At 41.4% G+C, this 17,053-nt stretch carries 11 protein-coding genes; 3 read left to right on the plus strand and 8 right to left on the minus strand.

The features are described from left to right. Positions 1-36: 36 nt before the first annotated feature. Positions 37-597 (minus strand): isochorismatase family protein, encoded by a 561-nt coding sequence (locus E2H97_RS02645; RefSeq protein ID WP_133405691.1) that lies wholly within the window; start codon positions 595-597, stop codon positions 37-39. 155 nt (positions 598-752) lie between these two features. Between E2H97_RS02645 and E2H97_RS02650 the strand changes: the two genes are divergently transcribed. The 3 genes from E2H97_RS02650 to E2H97_RS02660 all read left to right on the plus strand — a co-directional run bounded on the left by E2H97_RS02650 (position 753) and on the right by E2H97_RS02660 (position 7,771). Further along, positions 753-4,085 (plus strand): ankyrin repeat domain-containing protein, encoded by a 3,333-nt coding sequence (locus E2H97_RS02650; protein WP_170308229.1) that lies wholly within the window; start codon positions 753-755, stop codon positions 4,083-4,085. A gap of 70 nt (positions 4,086-4,155) precedes the next feature. Then, positions 4,156-6,276, plus strand: coding sequence for a hypothetical protein (locus tag E2H97_RS02655; protein ID WP_133405693.1), 2,121 nt, complete (start codon positions 4,156-4,158; stop codon positions 6,274-6,276). A gap of 289 nt (positions 6,277-6,565) precedes the next feature. Next, a complete protein-coding gene (locus tag E2H97_RS02660) occupies positions 6,566-7,771 on the plus strand; it encodes a hypothetical protein (RefSeq protein WP_133405694.1) in 1,206 nt (401 codons plus the stop codon). Here the strand turns inward: E2H97_RS02660 and prpF are convergent. The 7 genes from prpF to E2H97_RS02695 all read right to left on the minus strand — a co-directional run bounded on the left by prpF (position 7,768) and on the right by E2H97_RS02695 (position 17,017). Next, positions 7,768-8,937 carry a 2-methylaconitate cis-trans isomerase PrpF gene (gene prpF / locus E2H97_RS02665; RefSeq protein WP_133405695.1) on the minus strand — a complete coding sequence of 390 codons (1,170 nt, stop codon included), beginning with the start codon at positions 8,935-8,937 and terminating at the stop codon, positions 7,768-7,770. The two genes, E2H97_RS02660 and prpF, sit on opposite strands and share 4 nt — an antisense overlap. 351 nt (positions 8,938-9,288) lie before the next feature. Further along, positions 9,289-11,877, minus strand: a complete 2,589-nt coding sequence (acnD, locus tag E2H97_RS02670; RefSeq protein WP_133405696.1) for a Fe/S-dependent 2-methylisocitrate dehydratase AcnD — start codon at positions 11,875-11,877, stop codon at positions 9,289-9,291. A gap of 258 nt (positions 11,878-12,135) precedes the next feature. Then, a complete protein-coding gene (prpC, locus tag E2H97_RS02675; protein WP_133405697.1) occupies positions 12,136-13,260 on the minus strand; it encodes a bifunctional 2-methylcitrate synthase/citrate synthase in 1,125 nt (374 codons plus the stop codon). A 116-nt stretch (positions 13,261-13,376) separates the two neighbouring features. After that, positions 13,377-14,255, minus strand: a complete 879-nt coding sequence (gene prpB / locus E2H97_RS02680; protein WP_133405698.1) for a methylisocitrate lyase — start codon at positions 14,253-14,255, stop codon at positions 13,377-13,379. Next, positions 14,252-14,956: a GntR family transcriptional regulator gene (locus E2H97_RS02685; RefSeq protein WP_133405699.1), complete on the minus strand. Its 705-nt coding sequence runs from the start codon at positions 14,954-14,956 to the stop codon at positions 14,252-14,254. The genes prpB and E2H97_RS02685 overlap by 4 nt, the downstream gene beginning before the upstream one ends. Positions 14,957-15,224: 268 nt before the next feature. Then, a complete protein-coding gene (locus E2H97_RS02690; RefSeq protein ID WP_133405700.1) occupies positions 15,225-16,124 on the minus strand; it encodes an acyltransferase in 900 nt (299 codons plus the stop codon). Positions 16,125-16,141: 17 nt separating this feature from the next. Further along, complete coding sequence (locus E2H97_RS02695) at positions 16,142-17,017, minus strand: acyltransferase (protein ID WP_425466797.1); 876 nt, start codon at positions 17,015-17,017, stop codon at positions 16,142-16,144. Between the last annotated feature and the right edge of the window lie 36 nt (positions 17,018-17,053).

Genomic DNA, 17,053 nt, shown 5'->3' on the forward strand with positions numbered 1-17,053 from the left:
TTTTTGTCCTTATTTGGAGGTCGTTTTTTCCTTAAGCTATTTTACCAATTTAACGAGTGACTTAAACCTTTCGTTGTTTGCGCACTGTTGCAGTTCAAATAAGGCTGACTCAACATTGGTTTGAAGTGCGCCTTGCCTTAGCATCATTTGAATTCCATACTCTTTATGTTCTTGAGTGCGAGAAGAAACAGCATCGCTAACAACGTGGGTTTGATAACCTTCTAATTGCATGGCTTTGCAGGTTTGGTACACGCAAATGTGACTTTCAATACCAGCCAGTAGCCAGTTGTCTCTATTCGCATTTTTGACTGCTTGCTGAAATTTATCATTATGCCAACCACTAAAAGTGTGTTTTTCAATTGGGCTGATCTCTGGTGATAACAACTGTTTGATATCCGGGCTGGTTTCCCCCAGTTTATCGGGTAATTGCTCAACCCAAATAATAGGTATTTCAAGTAGCTTTGTTCCTTGTATCAAGGTGGATATTTGTTGATGAAGCTGGTGGCTGTTTTGCATTAAATGAGCAAGTTTTCCTTGCACATCAATAATTAATAACCCTGTATTTTCAGTCGTGATAAATGGTGTCGCTTGATTCATGGCGTACCTTCCAAATTTTGTTTCAGTGGCTTTGAAAGTAACATATTGAATAAAAAAAGATCATCACTCATTTTTCTGATTAATATTTATTCACTCGCCTAAATTGTATCAAGGGCTTATATTCGCCTGAATATAATGCAACCGGAATGAAATTGATGGCGGTATCGACAGAGGCAGCCACTAAGCTAGGCACCGAGATTTATGATGAAGGTGTCTACCATAGTGAGGGTATGAATGAAGATTTCATTATTACCCCTGAACTATCAAGTGCTAAAGGGGTTGAGCTTGAAAGTAAACCTAGCCCTGAAGTTGAGTTGTTACAAAGTACATCTCGTAAAATTGCCGATACTCTCGTTTTAGTACAACGAATGCGAGGGAGTTGCATCAAGATTGACGCCAAGTTGATCAAAACATTAGAGGCATTAAAGCGGAGTGCCGATTCAATCCTCCAGCCTTCAGCTGAGCAAGTTCGGTATTTTCAGAAGGTAATGTGTTTACTTAATAAAGCGATTAAAAAGCCATTAGACAATTACTTTTTAAATGATGTGCTGAAATTGTGGCTATCACCAACCAATCTTAAAATGAATTCAGCTTTTCCTTTCCCTGATGATGCGATTGTATTTGTATATTGGCATTCATCTTCGCGGTTAGAGTCATTAAATAAAATAAAAGGTGGACTGATTGATGAAGCGCTTCAGCAGTTAGTATCAACTAGGTTCCCCAGTCTAAGCGACAATGAAAAACGCCATTTAAGGGTGACCGCTTATGAATGTTGCATGGTGAGTGGTCCTGAAGATAAACCAGTAATGCTGTACCGTTCAACGGCATTGACCAATGCTGAAGCTATATGTCATCAATGGGCTAAAATTTGGTGTTCACCCTACCATCAATTACAGCGTCTTAATTTATTGGAGAATATAGGTTCTCTTTATGTTGAGCAAAGAGCTAACCTAGTCGATCAAGTATCATTGGAGTTCGATCTATTCTATAAATTCCCTCATACGCATATAGCAGTGCTTGCAAGAGCCCCTCAAAGCACGTTCGTCACATCGGAGTTAGTTGAAATCCTTGGGGGCTACTTTGTTAAGCAAAATGGCCAACTTAAGCAAGTAACGGCTAATGATTTAACATGTCTCGATTTATCACGTTTGTCACCGCAAGAAAGGGGGGCACTCATTGCTGCTCAGTGTGTGAATTCGTTTACTAAGTTAGCGGAGTTTGAGGTTTTTTTTGATAAGCATACCTCACTCCTTCAGTTATCTGGGGTTAATGGTGCCTATTTAACCTCAGTGGTTCGTGCTCGATTAGAATTGCTCACTAAATCAAACAAAATTACATTTATGGTTAATTGCAGAGGTGAGTCGATTGTTCGTCTATTACCGATAATGTCCTTACAGCGTATGATGGAGATTATCAAACTTAATGTATGTGTAATGGATTTAAGATCAGAACAACTGAACTGGCAGACATTATTTAGAAGAGCATCCTTTTATTTAAATATCCCAGAGTCTCGCGAATATATGCTTACCAGTCGTAAAGAGAAGTTGGCTAAAGCCTTTAAGCGTGTTTATAGCAGTAGCGAAGACTCTACAAATCAGATGCTGGAGTTGAGAAAAGCTGAAAATCGATGTGATAAATATATACTTGATGTCTTTGGGGAACATTATCTTTTCAATTTACAACAAGAGCTTGAACCAATACATAGGCTTGATCAATTACTTAACTGCTATCACCGTCGTGTTATTCCTCTCAAAGATAATCCTGAGTTAATGAGTCGAGCGTCATCAAAATTTGTAGATAAACTGAAAGAGTTCAACATCTCAGATCTAAAGCAGTTGCCGTTATTACTGAAATGGTTAGATGTAGATGCTGGTGCAACAGCAAAATCGAATATCGCACAACTTGTTCAATTTAAAATAGTCAATTTCATAAACCAAGAACATATCCAAGATATCCAACAACTATTCGAGTTGCTATCTTTACTCACAAAATATCAAAGTAAGTTATCTGAAACAGATAGAATTAAACAGCAAGTCAAACACGTATCGGATTACCTTATAGTAGAAGTTCCAGGTGCGAATGAAGAGTTAGCTACGATGCTAAAGGCTGAGACAAATATCCAATCTCTTGAATACTTCTCGCTTGGCTTTAAGTCACCGGAACTCAATGTCATTCGACTTGAGTGTTTAGCGAGTGTTGGTGCAACACCGCTTAATGATCCAAGCTACCATGATGTTGAAGTGTTGAAACAAATCTCTCCACAGTTTCTAAAGACCTGTAGCCAACAAGTCAAAGATGCTGCCTTGATTCAAGCGGCGAGAACAGTCGATAAATCATTGATGCAAAAGCTTGTCGAGATTGGCGCGGAAGTATTAGTCGTCGACCATGATAAAAATACCCTAATCCATATTGTTCTGATCCATTGCTATAACTCAGAACATGAGTTCAGTAAAAAATATGAAGCATTAACCTATTTATTGGAGCTAAACAAAATTGATGGTTCCTTAATTAATTCAAGTGGGAGAAGTATACTTTTTCTTGCAGTTAGACTGCGTGATCCGAATTTTACAAAAAGCGTATTACCGATATCTTCATCGGTAATTAATACTAAAACTCATTCAGGTAACTCTCCTCTTTCCATGGCCATTCAAGCTCAATCTACGGAAAAAGTAGAATGGCTCATTCAAGCCGGAGCCGATGTAAAAGATGTATTTAAAGATCAACATGATGTTTGTTTAAGTGCACTTCACTATGCGGCCAAAGTAAAACATCTACCTATGGTGGGTTACTTTATTAAAGATGAATTTCAGCTAGTTGAATACGCATCTTCAGACGGTAATACGCCAATCTTATTTGCCGCAGAGCATTCAGACTTTGATTGTTTCAAGGCCATAGGAAAGGCGAGGGCAACAATAAATCTTAGAAATAAACATGGCTGTAATATATTGATGCAGTCTGCAAAAAATCCTGATCAGAATGTGTTTAAAAGTGTTTGGGAAAAAGGAAATCTAGATTTAACAGAAATCACGTTAGGAACAAGAAATGTCTTGGCTGTAGCGATTGCCGCTATGCAATTACATGCTGTTACTCTCATCGTTAATAGTGGTTTTTTTACACCAACCAAGCCTATTGATGGTGAATTACCCGTTTTATTTTTTGCGGCTAGATACAGCAATAAAGAGGTCTTTGAATTCCTTAGTGAGAGATTCCTTGCTGGGTATGGTATCAATACGCCATTTGAAGTTGGCGATCAAAATATGCAGGTTACACTACTTGATGTTGCCTGTGATGATGTCAAACCTTTCCTTTTGGAAAAAGGAGCCAAAACGCATAATGAAGTTGTCGCTGAGCAACAGCAACAGTTGGCTCAAGTTACATTGGATCATGTGAGGTTGCAGAGTTTAGAGTTAGAAAATAAAAGGTTAAAACAAGACATTCAACGATTAAGATTGGCGGCATCAATGGCTTTAGCACTGGCAGGTAGGTAATATTTAATTCACAAAAGCATAGACAGCCATAAACATCTGATTTTTGAGTGTCAAAATTAATAGGAATGTAATGAAAAAAATAGGGATAGTGCTTAGTTTGCTGTTGTTCGCAGGTTTGTTGATGACTTGGGTTGTTACACCAATAAAAACAAAAAAGGAAGCGTCACAGAAATCATCAGAAAACAACAGAATCATTCAATCCAGATTAGAAATTAATACTGTTGAAAAAGACTCTGATGAGCAAGCCAGAGAAAGAGTTACTCAGTTGATAGCATTAGATCAGGAATGCAAAAATCGATATATAGACTTTAGCGATAAAGTCAGAAGTAACCACAATATCATCATTGATGCCATAGAAAGTGAACTCCAAGCAGGTAAATCCATCTGGAAGTTATTCCGTTACGCCGATCAATATCAAACCTATTATAAAAGTTACGATGACTTAGTGTTTCTTGCTTACGCAAATATCATCCAAGAACGTTATAAATTTGCCTCATCAGCGAAAATATTAACCCAGTGGCAAGGGCTTAATATTCTAGAAGGACTCAAAACCGAGCATTTAGCCGAGTTTGCTGAGCAAGTTGATTCAATGCCGAAAGGAGGAGGTTACTCGATTCAAATGGAGTTGTCGCAGCAAAATCTAGCCGCCAATTTATCCGCGCTTTTAAGCAATCAAGATAGTTTCAATACGTATTTACGCTCACCACTATCGGTTGCGGGGCAAAAATATATCTCTCCTTCATTCTTGTTTGTCTTAGGCGCTAAAACACTGCCTTTCGATGAATTCAAATCGATGATTTCAGGTCATAAATTTACCGTCAATGATATTGCGTTGGCGATCAAAACTGATATGCCTACTTCCCATATTATCGAGTTGATCAAAACCGCTGATGACCTTGATGTGACACCAATATTAGTACGTGATGATTATGAGTTCTTACATAATCTGGCTGACTTCGCGGTAAACAAATACGATGTGGAATTATTGAAAGTGTTGGCTGAAGCGGGGGTTCACCCTACCAATCAACCGGGATTGCTCACAGGAATGGATATAGCTGTTTCAGGATTATCTGAACTTAGGCACGATGATAAAGAGTTATTCCAACAATCAAGTAAGTATTATCAAACCGTCAAGTATTTACATGATATGGAATATGGAGCTCATGCATCTTTTGTAGAGGACGAAGACGGATCTCGTATTTGGTTTAGCTCTAGATATGCAGGTTTTTATGATATTGATGCTAGAGATAATAATGTAATGAGTCAATTACTGACAAAAGTAACAAGGCTTGAGAAAGAACGTAAAAATCAACAAAAGACGTCAGATGACTCACCTATTTCTCTTGCTATACAACAAGCTGAAAAAAATAAAGCAATTGAAGAGCAACGAAGTCAGCAATGCAAAAACAACAGTCTGAATCTCTTGGCTGCTCAACAACTTTTAAGTAGAGAAAAACTGGACAAGCTAATTCATGAAGTTCAACAACAAGGTGGTGATACAGAGGCAAATTTACATTCGTTAGACCCTGCTTTGGTGAATGTATGGAAGCGCTCGGATGGCTTTCAAAAGCAATATTCAACAAGAAATTTAAGTTCAGGCAGTGTTGACCAGTTGATTGAAGAAAACAACTACCAACAATTGTTAGCTCACAGTTCAACAACTCCTTTATCTCGATCTGAAACTGACTCTTTATTTTTACGAGCGTGGCAGGAACCTGAAATATACGTAGATATTTGGGAGGCTCGAACTAGCCCAATTCCTCCACAGAATTTGTTTTCATTTTCACGGCTATCGATAGAGCGTTGGAAAAAACTCAGGCAAGCAGGGTTTGATTTCACAGTAAAAGATCGTGCTGAAAATACCTTACTCGATATGGCCACGATGAATTCAAAAGAAGTGTTCGATTTCTTAATTGGTATTGGGCACAGACCAGACTTTCATAAATTGGGTATGGATGTGCTGGATGTCGCACTAGAGGATGCTTTTAACAAAGATAAAGTTAATACGTCGATAAGTTCGATTTTACCTTTTGTTAAAAAGTTAGAGCCCAATCATCGCAGTCGAATTGCACGTTTAAAGAGATTTAAACCGAAATTGTATGATGAGCTGATTAAACTAGATGAGAGATTGGTGATTCAAGAAGGTGTGAAAGTTAATCAGTACCATAACTATTGGCTGGAAATACTGTAAAGAAGGCGGCATAAATGCCGCCATTCTCTGTTGCTATTAGAAAGGCACTTTTACTCAACCTTCCAATAAAATACAAACGTTACAGCTTATAACCTCAAGCGCTTAGGTTCATTTTTTATGCTTGTTAACCTTAAATAAAACATGAGGTTAACTATGATTCATAAATGTTGAATGAAACAGAAGTTGAACTAGTTTATTAATATGAAAGTATATTTCATCTTTCTGAAATATTAAGATTAGTCCGTAATTAGGAAGGTAAGCCGTTGTGATTTCATGCAGTACGAGCTTGATGACCGTTTTCGATTATCTTTTTCCCGAGAAAACTCAGCCAGTACTAACTCAGGCCCAAATAGATAATTTCCCAATTGGGTTTGAGGCTGAAATTGGTATTGTCCGAGATCTTTGTTGTGATGATGGTGCAAGATTCGACGCTATTGATAATGATTCATTACGGAATATGTCCTTAGGATTAAGGTTTGCAGGTATCTCAACGCACAGTGAAGCGAAAGAGCTTAATATTCAGGTCATCCCTCCTGCACCTATTTTTCACATCTGGGTTTCCTTGCGCGGGGCATCATTCTTTGATGGTTATAATAACCCTCGATGCTTAGATTACGTATCACGCATAACGAAACAAGCAGACTTTTTATTACAACATGATATTCCTTTATTTCTTGTTTATACCGAAAAGAATATGTCTGATGTTCAGAAACAAAAAATGGCTTCATTGTTTACCGAACATCCAAATATTATGGTGTTGAGTGTAGAAAAACACTTGTCTCACTTACCCATGGTTTTTTCTTATTCTGAAGAATGCAGACCTAAAGACGATTATGGTGAAACGTTTGATATTGACGGTTTGAGATTGTCTGTTTTGATGGATTATCCCGAAGTGTTTGATGTTCTCGAAAAAGAAGCTATCAAGCAAGAAAAATTAGACTTTGTTTCAAGATTAAAAGCGCTTGGAAAACAAAGCCTAATTTATCACGATATTGACGATCAGTTCTTACAGCGTCCCCCATTTTTTCTGGCTGTAAAAGGAGTTATGGGAGCGACACTACTTAGTCGTGAAGCATTTGTTGAATTTCAACAACAGGTAAAGGAACTAAGGGATTATAATATACCAAGCTTTACGTATACTCGTCCCTCAGTAGAGGGATCCGTTTTGACTGCTGATGAGATCGCAATATTCCAAAAACAACGAGCTCAACTAATCCTTGATATGTTTAATAGTCATTTTGACGATGAGCTTTTTAGCTTCGTACCGACGAGAAACCTTTACGCTATAAATCACCCTGCTGTTATGAAAATAAGATCAAAACTGACTGATACTCAGTATCAAAAACTGAGATCCAGTCAGCATGATTATCACACTTTCACACAACTTGTTTATCAACCTTATCCTTCAGACGACCTGCAAATAAAAGCTCGTAAGTTAGACTTTATGCAACAGCTGAATTATACATTCTTTGGACGCGATAACAGTTGGCATTAATGAAGAACTCTTACCCAACCTTCCATCAAAATCCGAGCACTACGGCTCATAATCGCTTCTTCCACTTTCCAAACATCACCATTGAAACTCGCTGCTGCACCAACTTTTAATGTACCAGATGGGTGACCAAAACGAACACTATCTCGTTGTCCGCCACCTGCGGCTTGGTTAACTAAAGTGCCGGGAATCGCAGCTGCAGTTCCAATCGCAACAGCGGCCGTACCCATCATCGCATGGTGAAGTTTGCCCATAGATAAGGCGCGAACCAGTAGGTCGATATCCTCAGTTAAAATATTCTTTCCGCTAGAGGCTTTATAACTTCTTGGCTCAGCAACAAAAGCAATCTTTGGTGTGTGCTGACGTTGTTCGGCCTCTTTGATATCAGAAATCAATCCCATCTTCACTGCGCCATGAGCACGTAAGGACTCGAATTTTGCTAGTACTTCGACATCGTTATTGATGTCATCTTGCAGCTCGGTGCCTGTATAACCAATATCTGCCGCATTGACAAAAATCGTTGGGATACCCGCGTTGATCATCGTAGCGCTAATAGAGCCAAACTCAGGAGTGGTAAGAACATCCACCAGATTACCTGTTGGAAATAAACTCTCTGACTCATCAACAGGCTTAACAAATGAAAGCTCAATTTCGGCGGCAGGGAAGGTCACACCATCGAGTTCAAAATCACCCGTTTCTTGAACTTCACCGTTGGTCATTGGCACTTTAGCGATAATGGTTTTACCAATGTTCTGTTGCCAAATCTTAACCGTAGCAATGCCGTTTTCAGGGAGTTTTTCTTTAGCCACATAACCACTATGAATAGCAAAGGCACCAACGGCTGATGATAAGTTTCCACAGTTGCCACTCCAGTCGACAAAGGCTTTATCGATCGCCACTTGCCCGAATAGATAATTAATATCGTGTTCACCATCAGTGGCGGGGGAGACGATTACGGTTTTACTGGTGCTTGATGTTGCACCACCCATACCATCAACTTGTTTGGCATAAGGATCAGGACTTCCGATCACTCTGAGTAGTAATCGATCTCTATCTTCACCCGCTTGTTGAGCGGCTTGAGGTAAGTCTTCTAAGCGAAAGAAAACCCCTTTACTGGTGCCACCACGCATATAAGTGGCAGGTACTTTAATTTGTGGAGCAAATGTCATGTTAATTTACCCTTGGCATTCATTGATAATGACTGAGTAAATCAAGAATGAATGCAACTATTGATTTTTTCAGTATTTCTACAAAAGTAAAAGTGCGCACGACAACAGAAGCGTACGTCCATGTACTGACGACCGTTACATCCTGTAACGGACGGTTGTCTTACCGCACTTTTACTTTTATCTATATCACTGGCAGTTTTAAGTATTAGTTGTTCAGTACACAGTTGAAAGCAGATGATGAATAAGCTGACCATCCGAGGCATGGATGCCGAGGTTGAGCGCCCATGGATGGGTTCACAGCGTGTCAGCGTTTCATTGTCTGCTTTTTCTCGTCTAAATCGACTTAACTAACTAAGCATTTGCTTCTAAAAAATCTTGAGCAAAGCGTTGCAGTACACCACCTGCACTGTAGACCGAGACCTCTTCTGCGGTATCTAAACGACAAGTTACAGGGACTGTGACCGTTTCACCATTTCTGCGAGTGATGTGTAACATCAACTCTGCGCGAGGTGCTGGGGTGCCTTCAACATCGTACATTTCACTACCATCAAGTTCTAAGACTTTACGGTTCATGCCTTGATGGAATTCCAATGGCAGTACGCCCATTCCCACTAAGTTGGTACGGTGGATACGCTCAAATCCTTCGGCAACGATCGCTTCAACACCTGCTAAACGAACACCTTTTGCCGCCCAGTCACGGGATGAGCCTTGACCGTAATCCGCACCCGCTACGATGATCAGGTTTTGTCGGCGATCCATATAAGTTTCAATCGCTTCCCACATACGGGTTTGCTGACCTTCTGGTTCGATACGAGCCAGCGATCCTTGAATGATCTCGCCTTTATCATCAAGACACATTTCATTTAGAAGCTTAGGGTTAGCAAAGGTCGCACGCTGAGCGGTCAAGTGATCACCACGGTGGGTCGCATAAGAGTTAAAGTCCTCTTCTGGCAGGCCCATGTGGGCTAGGTACTCACCAGCGGCACTACTGGCAAGGATCGCATTTGATGGTGACAGGTGATCGGTGGTGATGTTGTCACCCAATACCGCAAGTGGGCGCATACCTTTTAAGGTACGTTCACCTGCCAATGCGCCTTCCCAGTATGGAGGACGACGAATGTAAGTGGATTGTGGACGCCAGTCGTACAGTGGACTTGATGCTTGCTCGGCTTCACCTAAGTCAAACATCTTGACGTAGATTTGCTTGAACTGCTCAGGTTTCACAGCACTGCCTACAACCGCATCGATCTCTTCATCGCTCGGCCATAAATCTTTTAGCGTGATCGGATTACCGTGTTGATCATGCCCTAATACATCTTGCTCAATATCAAAACGAATCGTACCAGCAATGGCGTAGGCGATTACGAGTGGAGGAGACGCTAAGAAAGCTTGCTTTGCATATGGGTGAATACGACCATCGAAGTTTCGGTTACCTGAAAGTACCGCAGTTGAATACAGATCGCGATCGATGATTTCTTGTTGGATTTTCGGATCAAGTGCGCCACTCATGCCGTTACAAGTGGTACAAGCATAGCCAACGATACCAAAGCCAAGCTTTTCCAACTCCGGTAATAAACCTGCTTCTTCAAGATACAGCTTGGCCACTTTTGAACCCGGAGCAAAAGACGTTTTCACCCAAGGTTTGCGCATTAATCCAAGCTCATTGGCTTTTTTGGCTAGCAAAGCTGCGGCAACCACGTTACGAGGATTCGACGTGTTAGTACAAGAGGTAATAGCTGCGATGATCACTGCACCGTCAGGCATTAAATCACCTTCTTGTTTCCATTCACTCGCAATACCACGATCGGCAAGATCTGAGGTTGGTAAACGACGATGCGGATTTGATGGGCCAGCCATGTTGCGACCAACGCTAGATAAATCAAACTCAAGTACACGTTCGTATTGAGCTTCAACCATATCGTCAGCCCATAAACCCGTGGTTTTAGCGTAGTGTTCAACGAGAGCAACTTGCTCTGGTTCACGACCTGTGAGCCTTAGATAATCAATGGTTTGTTCATCAATGTAGAACATGCCCGCAGAAGCACCGAATTCTGGTGTCATGTTAGAAATCGTGGCTCTGTCACCAATAGCTAAAGAGCGAGCGCCTTCACCAAAGAATTCAAGATAAGCGGAGACTACGCGTTGCTCACGTAAGAATTCAGTCAATGCTAATACAATATCAGTAGCAGTAATGCCCGGTTGACGTTGACCAACGAGTTTTACACCGACAATATCAGGCAGACGCATCATAGATGGGCGACCTAACATCACGGTTTCTGCTTCAAGACCACCAACACCTAATGCAATAACACCTAAGGCATCAACGTGTGGAGTGTGACTGTCAGTACCTACGCAAGTATCTGGGAACGCAACACCGTCACGCGCTTGAATAACAGGTGACATCTTTTCAAGATTGATTTGATGCATGATGCCGTTGCCAGCTGGGATCACATCCACATTTTTAAAGGCGGTTTTTGTCCATTCGATAAAATGAAAGCGATCTTCGTTACGTCTGTCTTCAATAGCGCGGTTTTTATCAAAGGCTTCTGGATCAAAGCCCGGCGCTTCAACAGCCAAAGAGTGATCAACAATCAGTTGGGTTGGAACAACAGGGTTAACTAACGCAGGGTCACCACCCTTTTCGGCAATGGCATCACGTAAGCCTGCTAAATCAACTAATGCTGTTTGACCAAGAATGTCGTGGCAAACCACACGAGCCGGATACCAAGGAAAGTCTAAATCTTGTTTGCGCTCGATAAGTTGGTTTAGGGAATCAGTTAGGGTTTCAGGACTACAGCGGCGGACTAATTGTTCTGCCAGAATTTTAGAGGTGTAAGGTAGGTGCTTGTAACTATCAGGCTTAATGGCATTAACCGCAGCTTGAGTATCAAAGTAATCGAGCTGAGTACCAGCAAGCGCTTTACGGTATTGAGAATTCATAGATCTTTCCACAACATTGCTAAAAGTGTGGCTGGTCAGACACGGGAAACATCTGCCAGCCACGGGGTTGGAACGCGGTGTTAACTCATTGGTGAATTATTTTTAGTTTTAACAAGGAGCAATAATGTGAACGTCAACAGAAGCGCACATCCATGTGCTGACGACCGTGACGTCCTGTCACGGACGGTTGCCTTATCACACTATTGCTCCTGTCTGTGTTATTGATGTATTTTCAATAATTCACGAATAAGGTTGTTTTTATCTTTCCGCGATTGGCTTAACTGCACGTGGCTCTTCACCGACATAATCCGCACTTGGGCGAATAATACGGTTATTCGAGCGTTGCTCCATTACGTGCGCTGCCCAACCTGTTAAGCGTGAACACACAAAGATTGGTGTGAACAGCTTGGTTGGAATACCCATGTAGTGGTACGCACTGGCGTGGAAGAAGTCAGCATTACAGAAGAGTTTTTTCTGCTCCCACATGACAGATTCACATTCAACTGACACTTTGTATAAGCGATCGTCACCAAAGTCGTCCGCTAGCTTTGCAGACCAGCCTTTAATGATGGCGTTGCGAGGATCGGATTCGCGATAGATGGCATGACCAAAGCCCATGATTTTTTCTTTGCGCTCAAGCATGCCCATTAGTGTGTCACGGGCGTGTTGCTCGTCTTTCAGATCTTCAATTAGCTCCATTGCGGCTTCGTTGGCACCACCATGCAGTGGACCACGTAATGAGCCAATCGCACCAGTGATACAAGAGTGCATATCAGAAAGGGTTGAGGCACATACACGAGCGGTAAAGGTTGATGCATTAAACTCATGCTCAGCGTAAAGGATCAATGACGAATCCATTACTTTTGCGTGTAGATCGCTTGGCTTTTTACCATGCAATAGATGTAAGAAATGCGCGCCGATATGGTCATCATCGGTTTCGGTTTCAATGCGAACACCGTCGTGGCTGTAGCGGTACCAGTAACAAATGATAGATGGGAATGCAGCGAGTAAACGGTCGGCTACATCGCCTTGCTCGTCAAAGCTGTTCTCAATTTCTAGGTTACCGAGCATGGAGCAGCCTGTACGCATTACATCCATTGGGTGTGCAGATGCTGGAATACGCTCTAATACTTCTTTTAATGCTTGAGGTAAGCCACGATTTGCTTTGATTTTAGCTCGATATTCATCTAACTGAGCTTGATTAGGTAACTCGCCTTTTAAAATAAGGTACGCGACTTCTTCAAAGCTGACGTTGTCAGCCAAATCTTTTAAGTCGTAACCACGGTAGGTTAAGCCTGAGCCTGATTTTCCAACTGTACTGAGTGCTGTTTCACCAGCGCTTTGACCGCGAAGTCCTGCGCCGCCTAGTTTTTTATCTACCATTGCAAATGCCCTTTAAGGTTGTGTTCTATGAATTTTGATCGTCTTTTTGTGACAATTCTTGTTGTGCTTAGGGCTGTATTACTTGAACAGCCCTTTAAAATCACTCTAACAATGAATTACTTATCTGAACTGAACAGTTCATCCAATTTATTTTCAAAGTCGTGATAACCAAGGTGCTCGTATAAGTCAGCACGCGTTTGCATCGTGTCGACCACATTGCGCTGATGACCATCATTCATCAGTGCTTGCATCACGTTTAATGCGGCTTGGTTTGCGGCGCGGAAGGTACTAAGTGGATAAAGCACCATATCTGCACCCGCTTCGGCTAACTCTTCTTTATTGAACAGTTGTGTCTTACCAAACTCTGTCATGTTCGCTAGAATCGGGGCATTAACCGCTGCTTTAAATTCACGATAATGATCAAGCTCAGTGAGTGCTTCAGCAAAAATCATGTCAGCGCCCGCTTCTAAATAGGCTTGTGCGCGCTCGATACCTGATTCAAGTCCTTCAACCGCTACCGCATCGGTACGAGCCATGATCACAAAGTTTTCGTCAGTACGAGCATCAACCGCGGCTTTAATGCGATCCACCATTTCCTCTGTGCTCACAACGGCTTTGTTTGGACGATGACCACAACGTTTTTGTGCCACTTGATCTTCCATGTGAACTGCTGCAACACCGGCTTTTTCGAACTCTTTGATGGTACGAGCAATGTTAAATGCGCCGCCCCAACCCGTATCAATATCGACAAGCAAAGGTAAGTCAGTTGCTGAAGTAATACGGCTGGCGTCGGTTACCACATCGTTCATTGAAGTCATACCTAAATCAGGCAGACCGTAAGAAGCGTTAGCCACACCTGCGCCAGAAAGGTACAAGGCTTTAAAGCCTGTGTGCTCAGCCATTAAGGCAAAGTAGGCGTTGGTGGTTCCTACAATTTGTAGAGGGTTTGAATTAGCTAAGGCATGACGAAAACGGAATCCGGCACTGGTCTTCATGAAATGATTTCCTTCTGGCTGTAGGGGGTAAGGAGAGAATCTTGAGCTTGTTGTTGCTCAATCAATTTTTGTTCGGTATTGCGACGACCACGTTCAATATGGCGGCGCATTAATAAGCTTGCGAGTTCACCATCACCAGTGGCAATGGCTTCAAAAATTTGTCTGTGTTCTTTGATCGCAAGCTCGGGTCGTTTCTTGCCACGGCATTGATAGCGATACATACGGATCAGGTGATAAACACCCGCGATCAAAGTTTCTTGTAAATATCGATTACCGCAGGCTTGAATGATTTGATAGTGAAAGTCGATATCACTCATAAACAGGAATTCGTCGTCACCTTTATTCAAGGCTTGTTGTTGACGATCCAACAAATCTTGCATTTGATCGAGTTGAGTTTGAGTGATGTTGTGAGCTGTCAGTTCACAGGCGGTGGCTTCTAATACACTTCGAAGTTGATAAAGCTCATTTAGCTCGCTGACGGATAGTTTTGCGACTCTGGCACCGACATGAGGAATTCGAACAACAAGTCTTTGACGTTCAAGGGCTTGCAGGGCTTCACGGGTCGGGCCACGACTGATCCCATACTTCTGTGCAATGCTTTGTTCATTAATCTTACTGCCTGCCTCAATCTCACCTGTGATGATGCTATTTTGAATTCTCGTCAAAATTTGATCCGCTAGAGTGAGTGACTTTTCGGTCATATTGGCCTGATTCCTAAACAAATCGTTCAATTAAGATGCAATTACAATATTGATTATAGATTAGATTGTCAACAATAAGTTTACGTTAACGTTAAATTGTTGTTGTGTTGTCGATATTTATAAGTGTTTTTTGAGGGTTTATGTTGTAATTGTTTACAATCGCTATGTGTGATTGTCGACAATTTTATGAAAGAGTTGTGGAATGGTTGAATGGAATAAAAGAAAAGCCTGTCACTTGGACAGGCTAGGATTCTAATCGGGTAGAAAGTTACTTGTGAGGGTTTAGTAGCTGCTCTATTTGATTGTCTTTCTTTTCCCAAATGCCATTTAGCCAGCGTTGGAACTCGACACGATATTCGCTATCACTCACGTATTTCACATGGTCAACTTCTGGCACTGGCAGCGTCTCAATTCGAATGATCACTTTTTTCAGTCTGCCGCTCATTGCTGTTTTTAATACATCTTTTTCCGCATCAGGATAAACCAATGTCATATTAAGAACATGACTGAATTGTTCCCCCATGGCTGAAATCGCAAATGCGGCGCCACCTGCTTTAGGGCGTAATAAATGCTTATACGGTGAATTTTGTCGCTTTTGTTTTTCTGGTGTGACTCGGCTGCCTTCACAGTAATTCATAATGGAAGTCGGAAGATTTTTAAACTTCTCACATGAACGTTTGGTGGTTTCAAAGTCTTTCCCACGAAGTGCTGGATTTTTCTTCAATTTAGCTGGGCTGGTTCGGTTCATAAAGGGCATGTTAAGTGCCCAGCAGCCCAACCCCATTAATGGCACATACAGAAGTTCTTTCTTTAAGAAAAACTTAAGCATAGGTATGTTATTTCGTAATGCATAAGTTTGCGCAGCAATATCAAAGCCACTGACGTGGTTACAAATGATCAAATACCATGATTCTTTATCGAGGTTGTCTAACCCTTGAATATCCCATTCAATATTTGATGTCAGCTTTAGAATACCACCGTTGCAGCATACCCAGCACCACATCAGTTTATCCATCAGTTTGCTTAGCGCGATTTGTATTGGTTTAATCGGTAAAAGAAGCTTAACTATGCCGCCAACAATGATGAGTATTGACCACATTGCCGTATTTATGGCTAACAGTAACCCACTGAGAAAAAATAAAATTGGGGCTGGTAGAAAACGCAACATAATAAAAAATGACCTTCCTATGGGTGTGTTTTAAAGTTCTGTAAAATGGTGTCTTTATGCTCCCAACGCTGACTGAGTTGCTGTTGAAAGTATTGTTTAAATGGCTTGTCGTTGGCGTAATCACCAATTAGGCTCGGATCAATATCGGACATTTCAATATAAACCTTAACGTGTTGCATCTGCCCACTGATAAATTGCCAAAAGCTCGGAATGCCTTCTGGATAGTAGATGGTGACATCAATCATCTTATTCATGCAACCTTCCATGCTGGAAAGTGCGAAGGCTAACCCACCGGCTTTCGGTCTTAATAAATGTTGGTAAGGTGACTTTTGTTGTTGATGCTTTTCAGACGTAAAGCGTGTTCCTTCAACAAAGTTCATGATACTCACAGGCTTGTGCTTAAATTTTTCGCAAGCCTTACGAGTCACCTCAATATCTTTGCCTTTCAACTTCGGGTTCTTACGAATTTGTGAGCTGGTATAGCGTCTCATAAATGGAAAGTCTAATGCCCACCAAGCTAAGCCCAATACGGGTACGTATATCAGTTCTTTTTTAAGGAAGAATTTTATAAACGGGATTTTGCGATTAAACACCCGCTGCAAGATCAAAATATCCACCCAAGATTGGTGATTCGCGGTGATCATATACCAATCGTTTTTTTGAAATTGTTGGGTGCCAGAGATATCAATTTGAACCGAGTGAAACAGGCGCTCAATAAGACCATTAACCGTGATCCAGCCTGAAGCACAATGATCGAGTACATAATTGCCCAAGGTTTTGGAAGGCTTGAATGGGATCAGTTTCAAGAGCCCGAAAGCAAGGATAGGGCACATCCAAAATAGGGTGTTGATAACGTAGCAGCTAAAGGCTAACGAACCTCGAATAATTGGCACGGATTTCACTCTTAATTTTAAAAACGACTAGTTTAA

Source organism: Parashewanella tropica (assembly GCF_004358445.1).
Classification (GTDB): Bacteria; Pseudomonadota; Gammaproteobacteria; order Enterobacterales; family Shewanellaceae; genus Parashewanella; species Parashewanella tropica.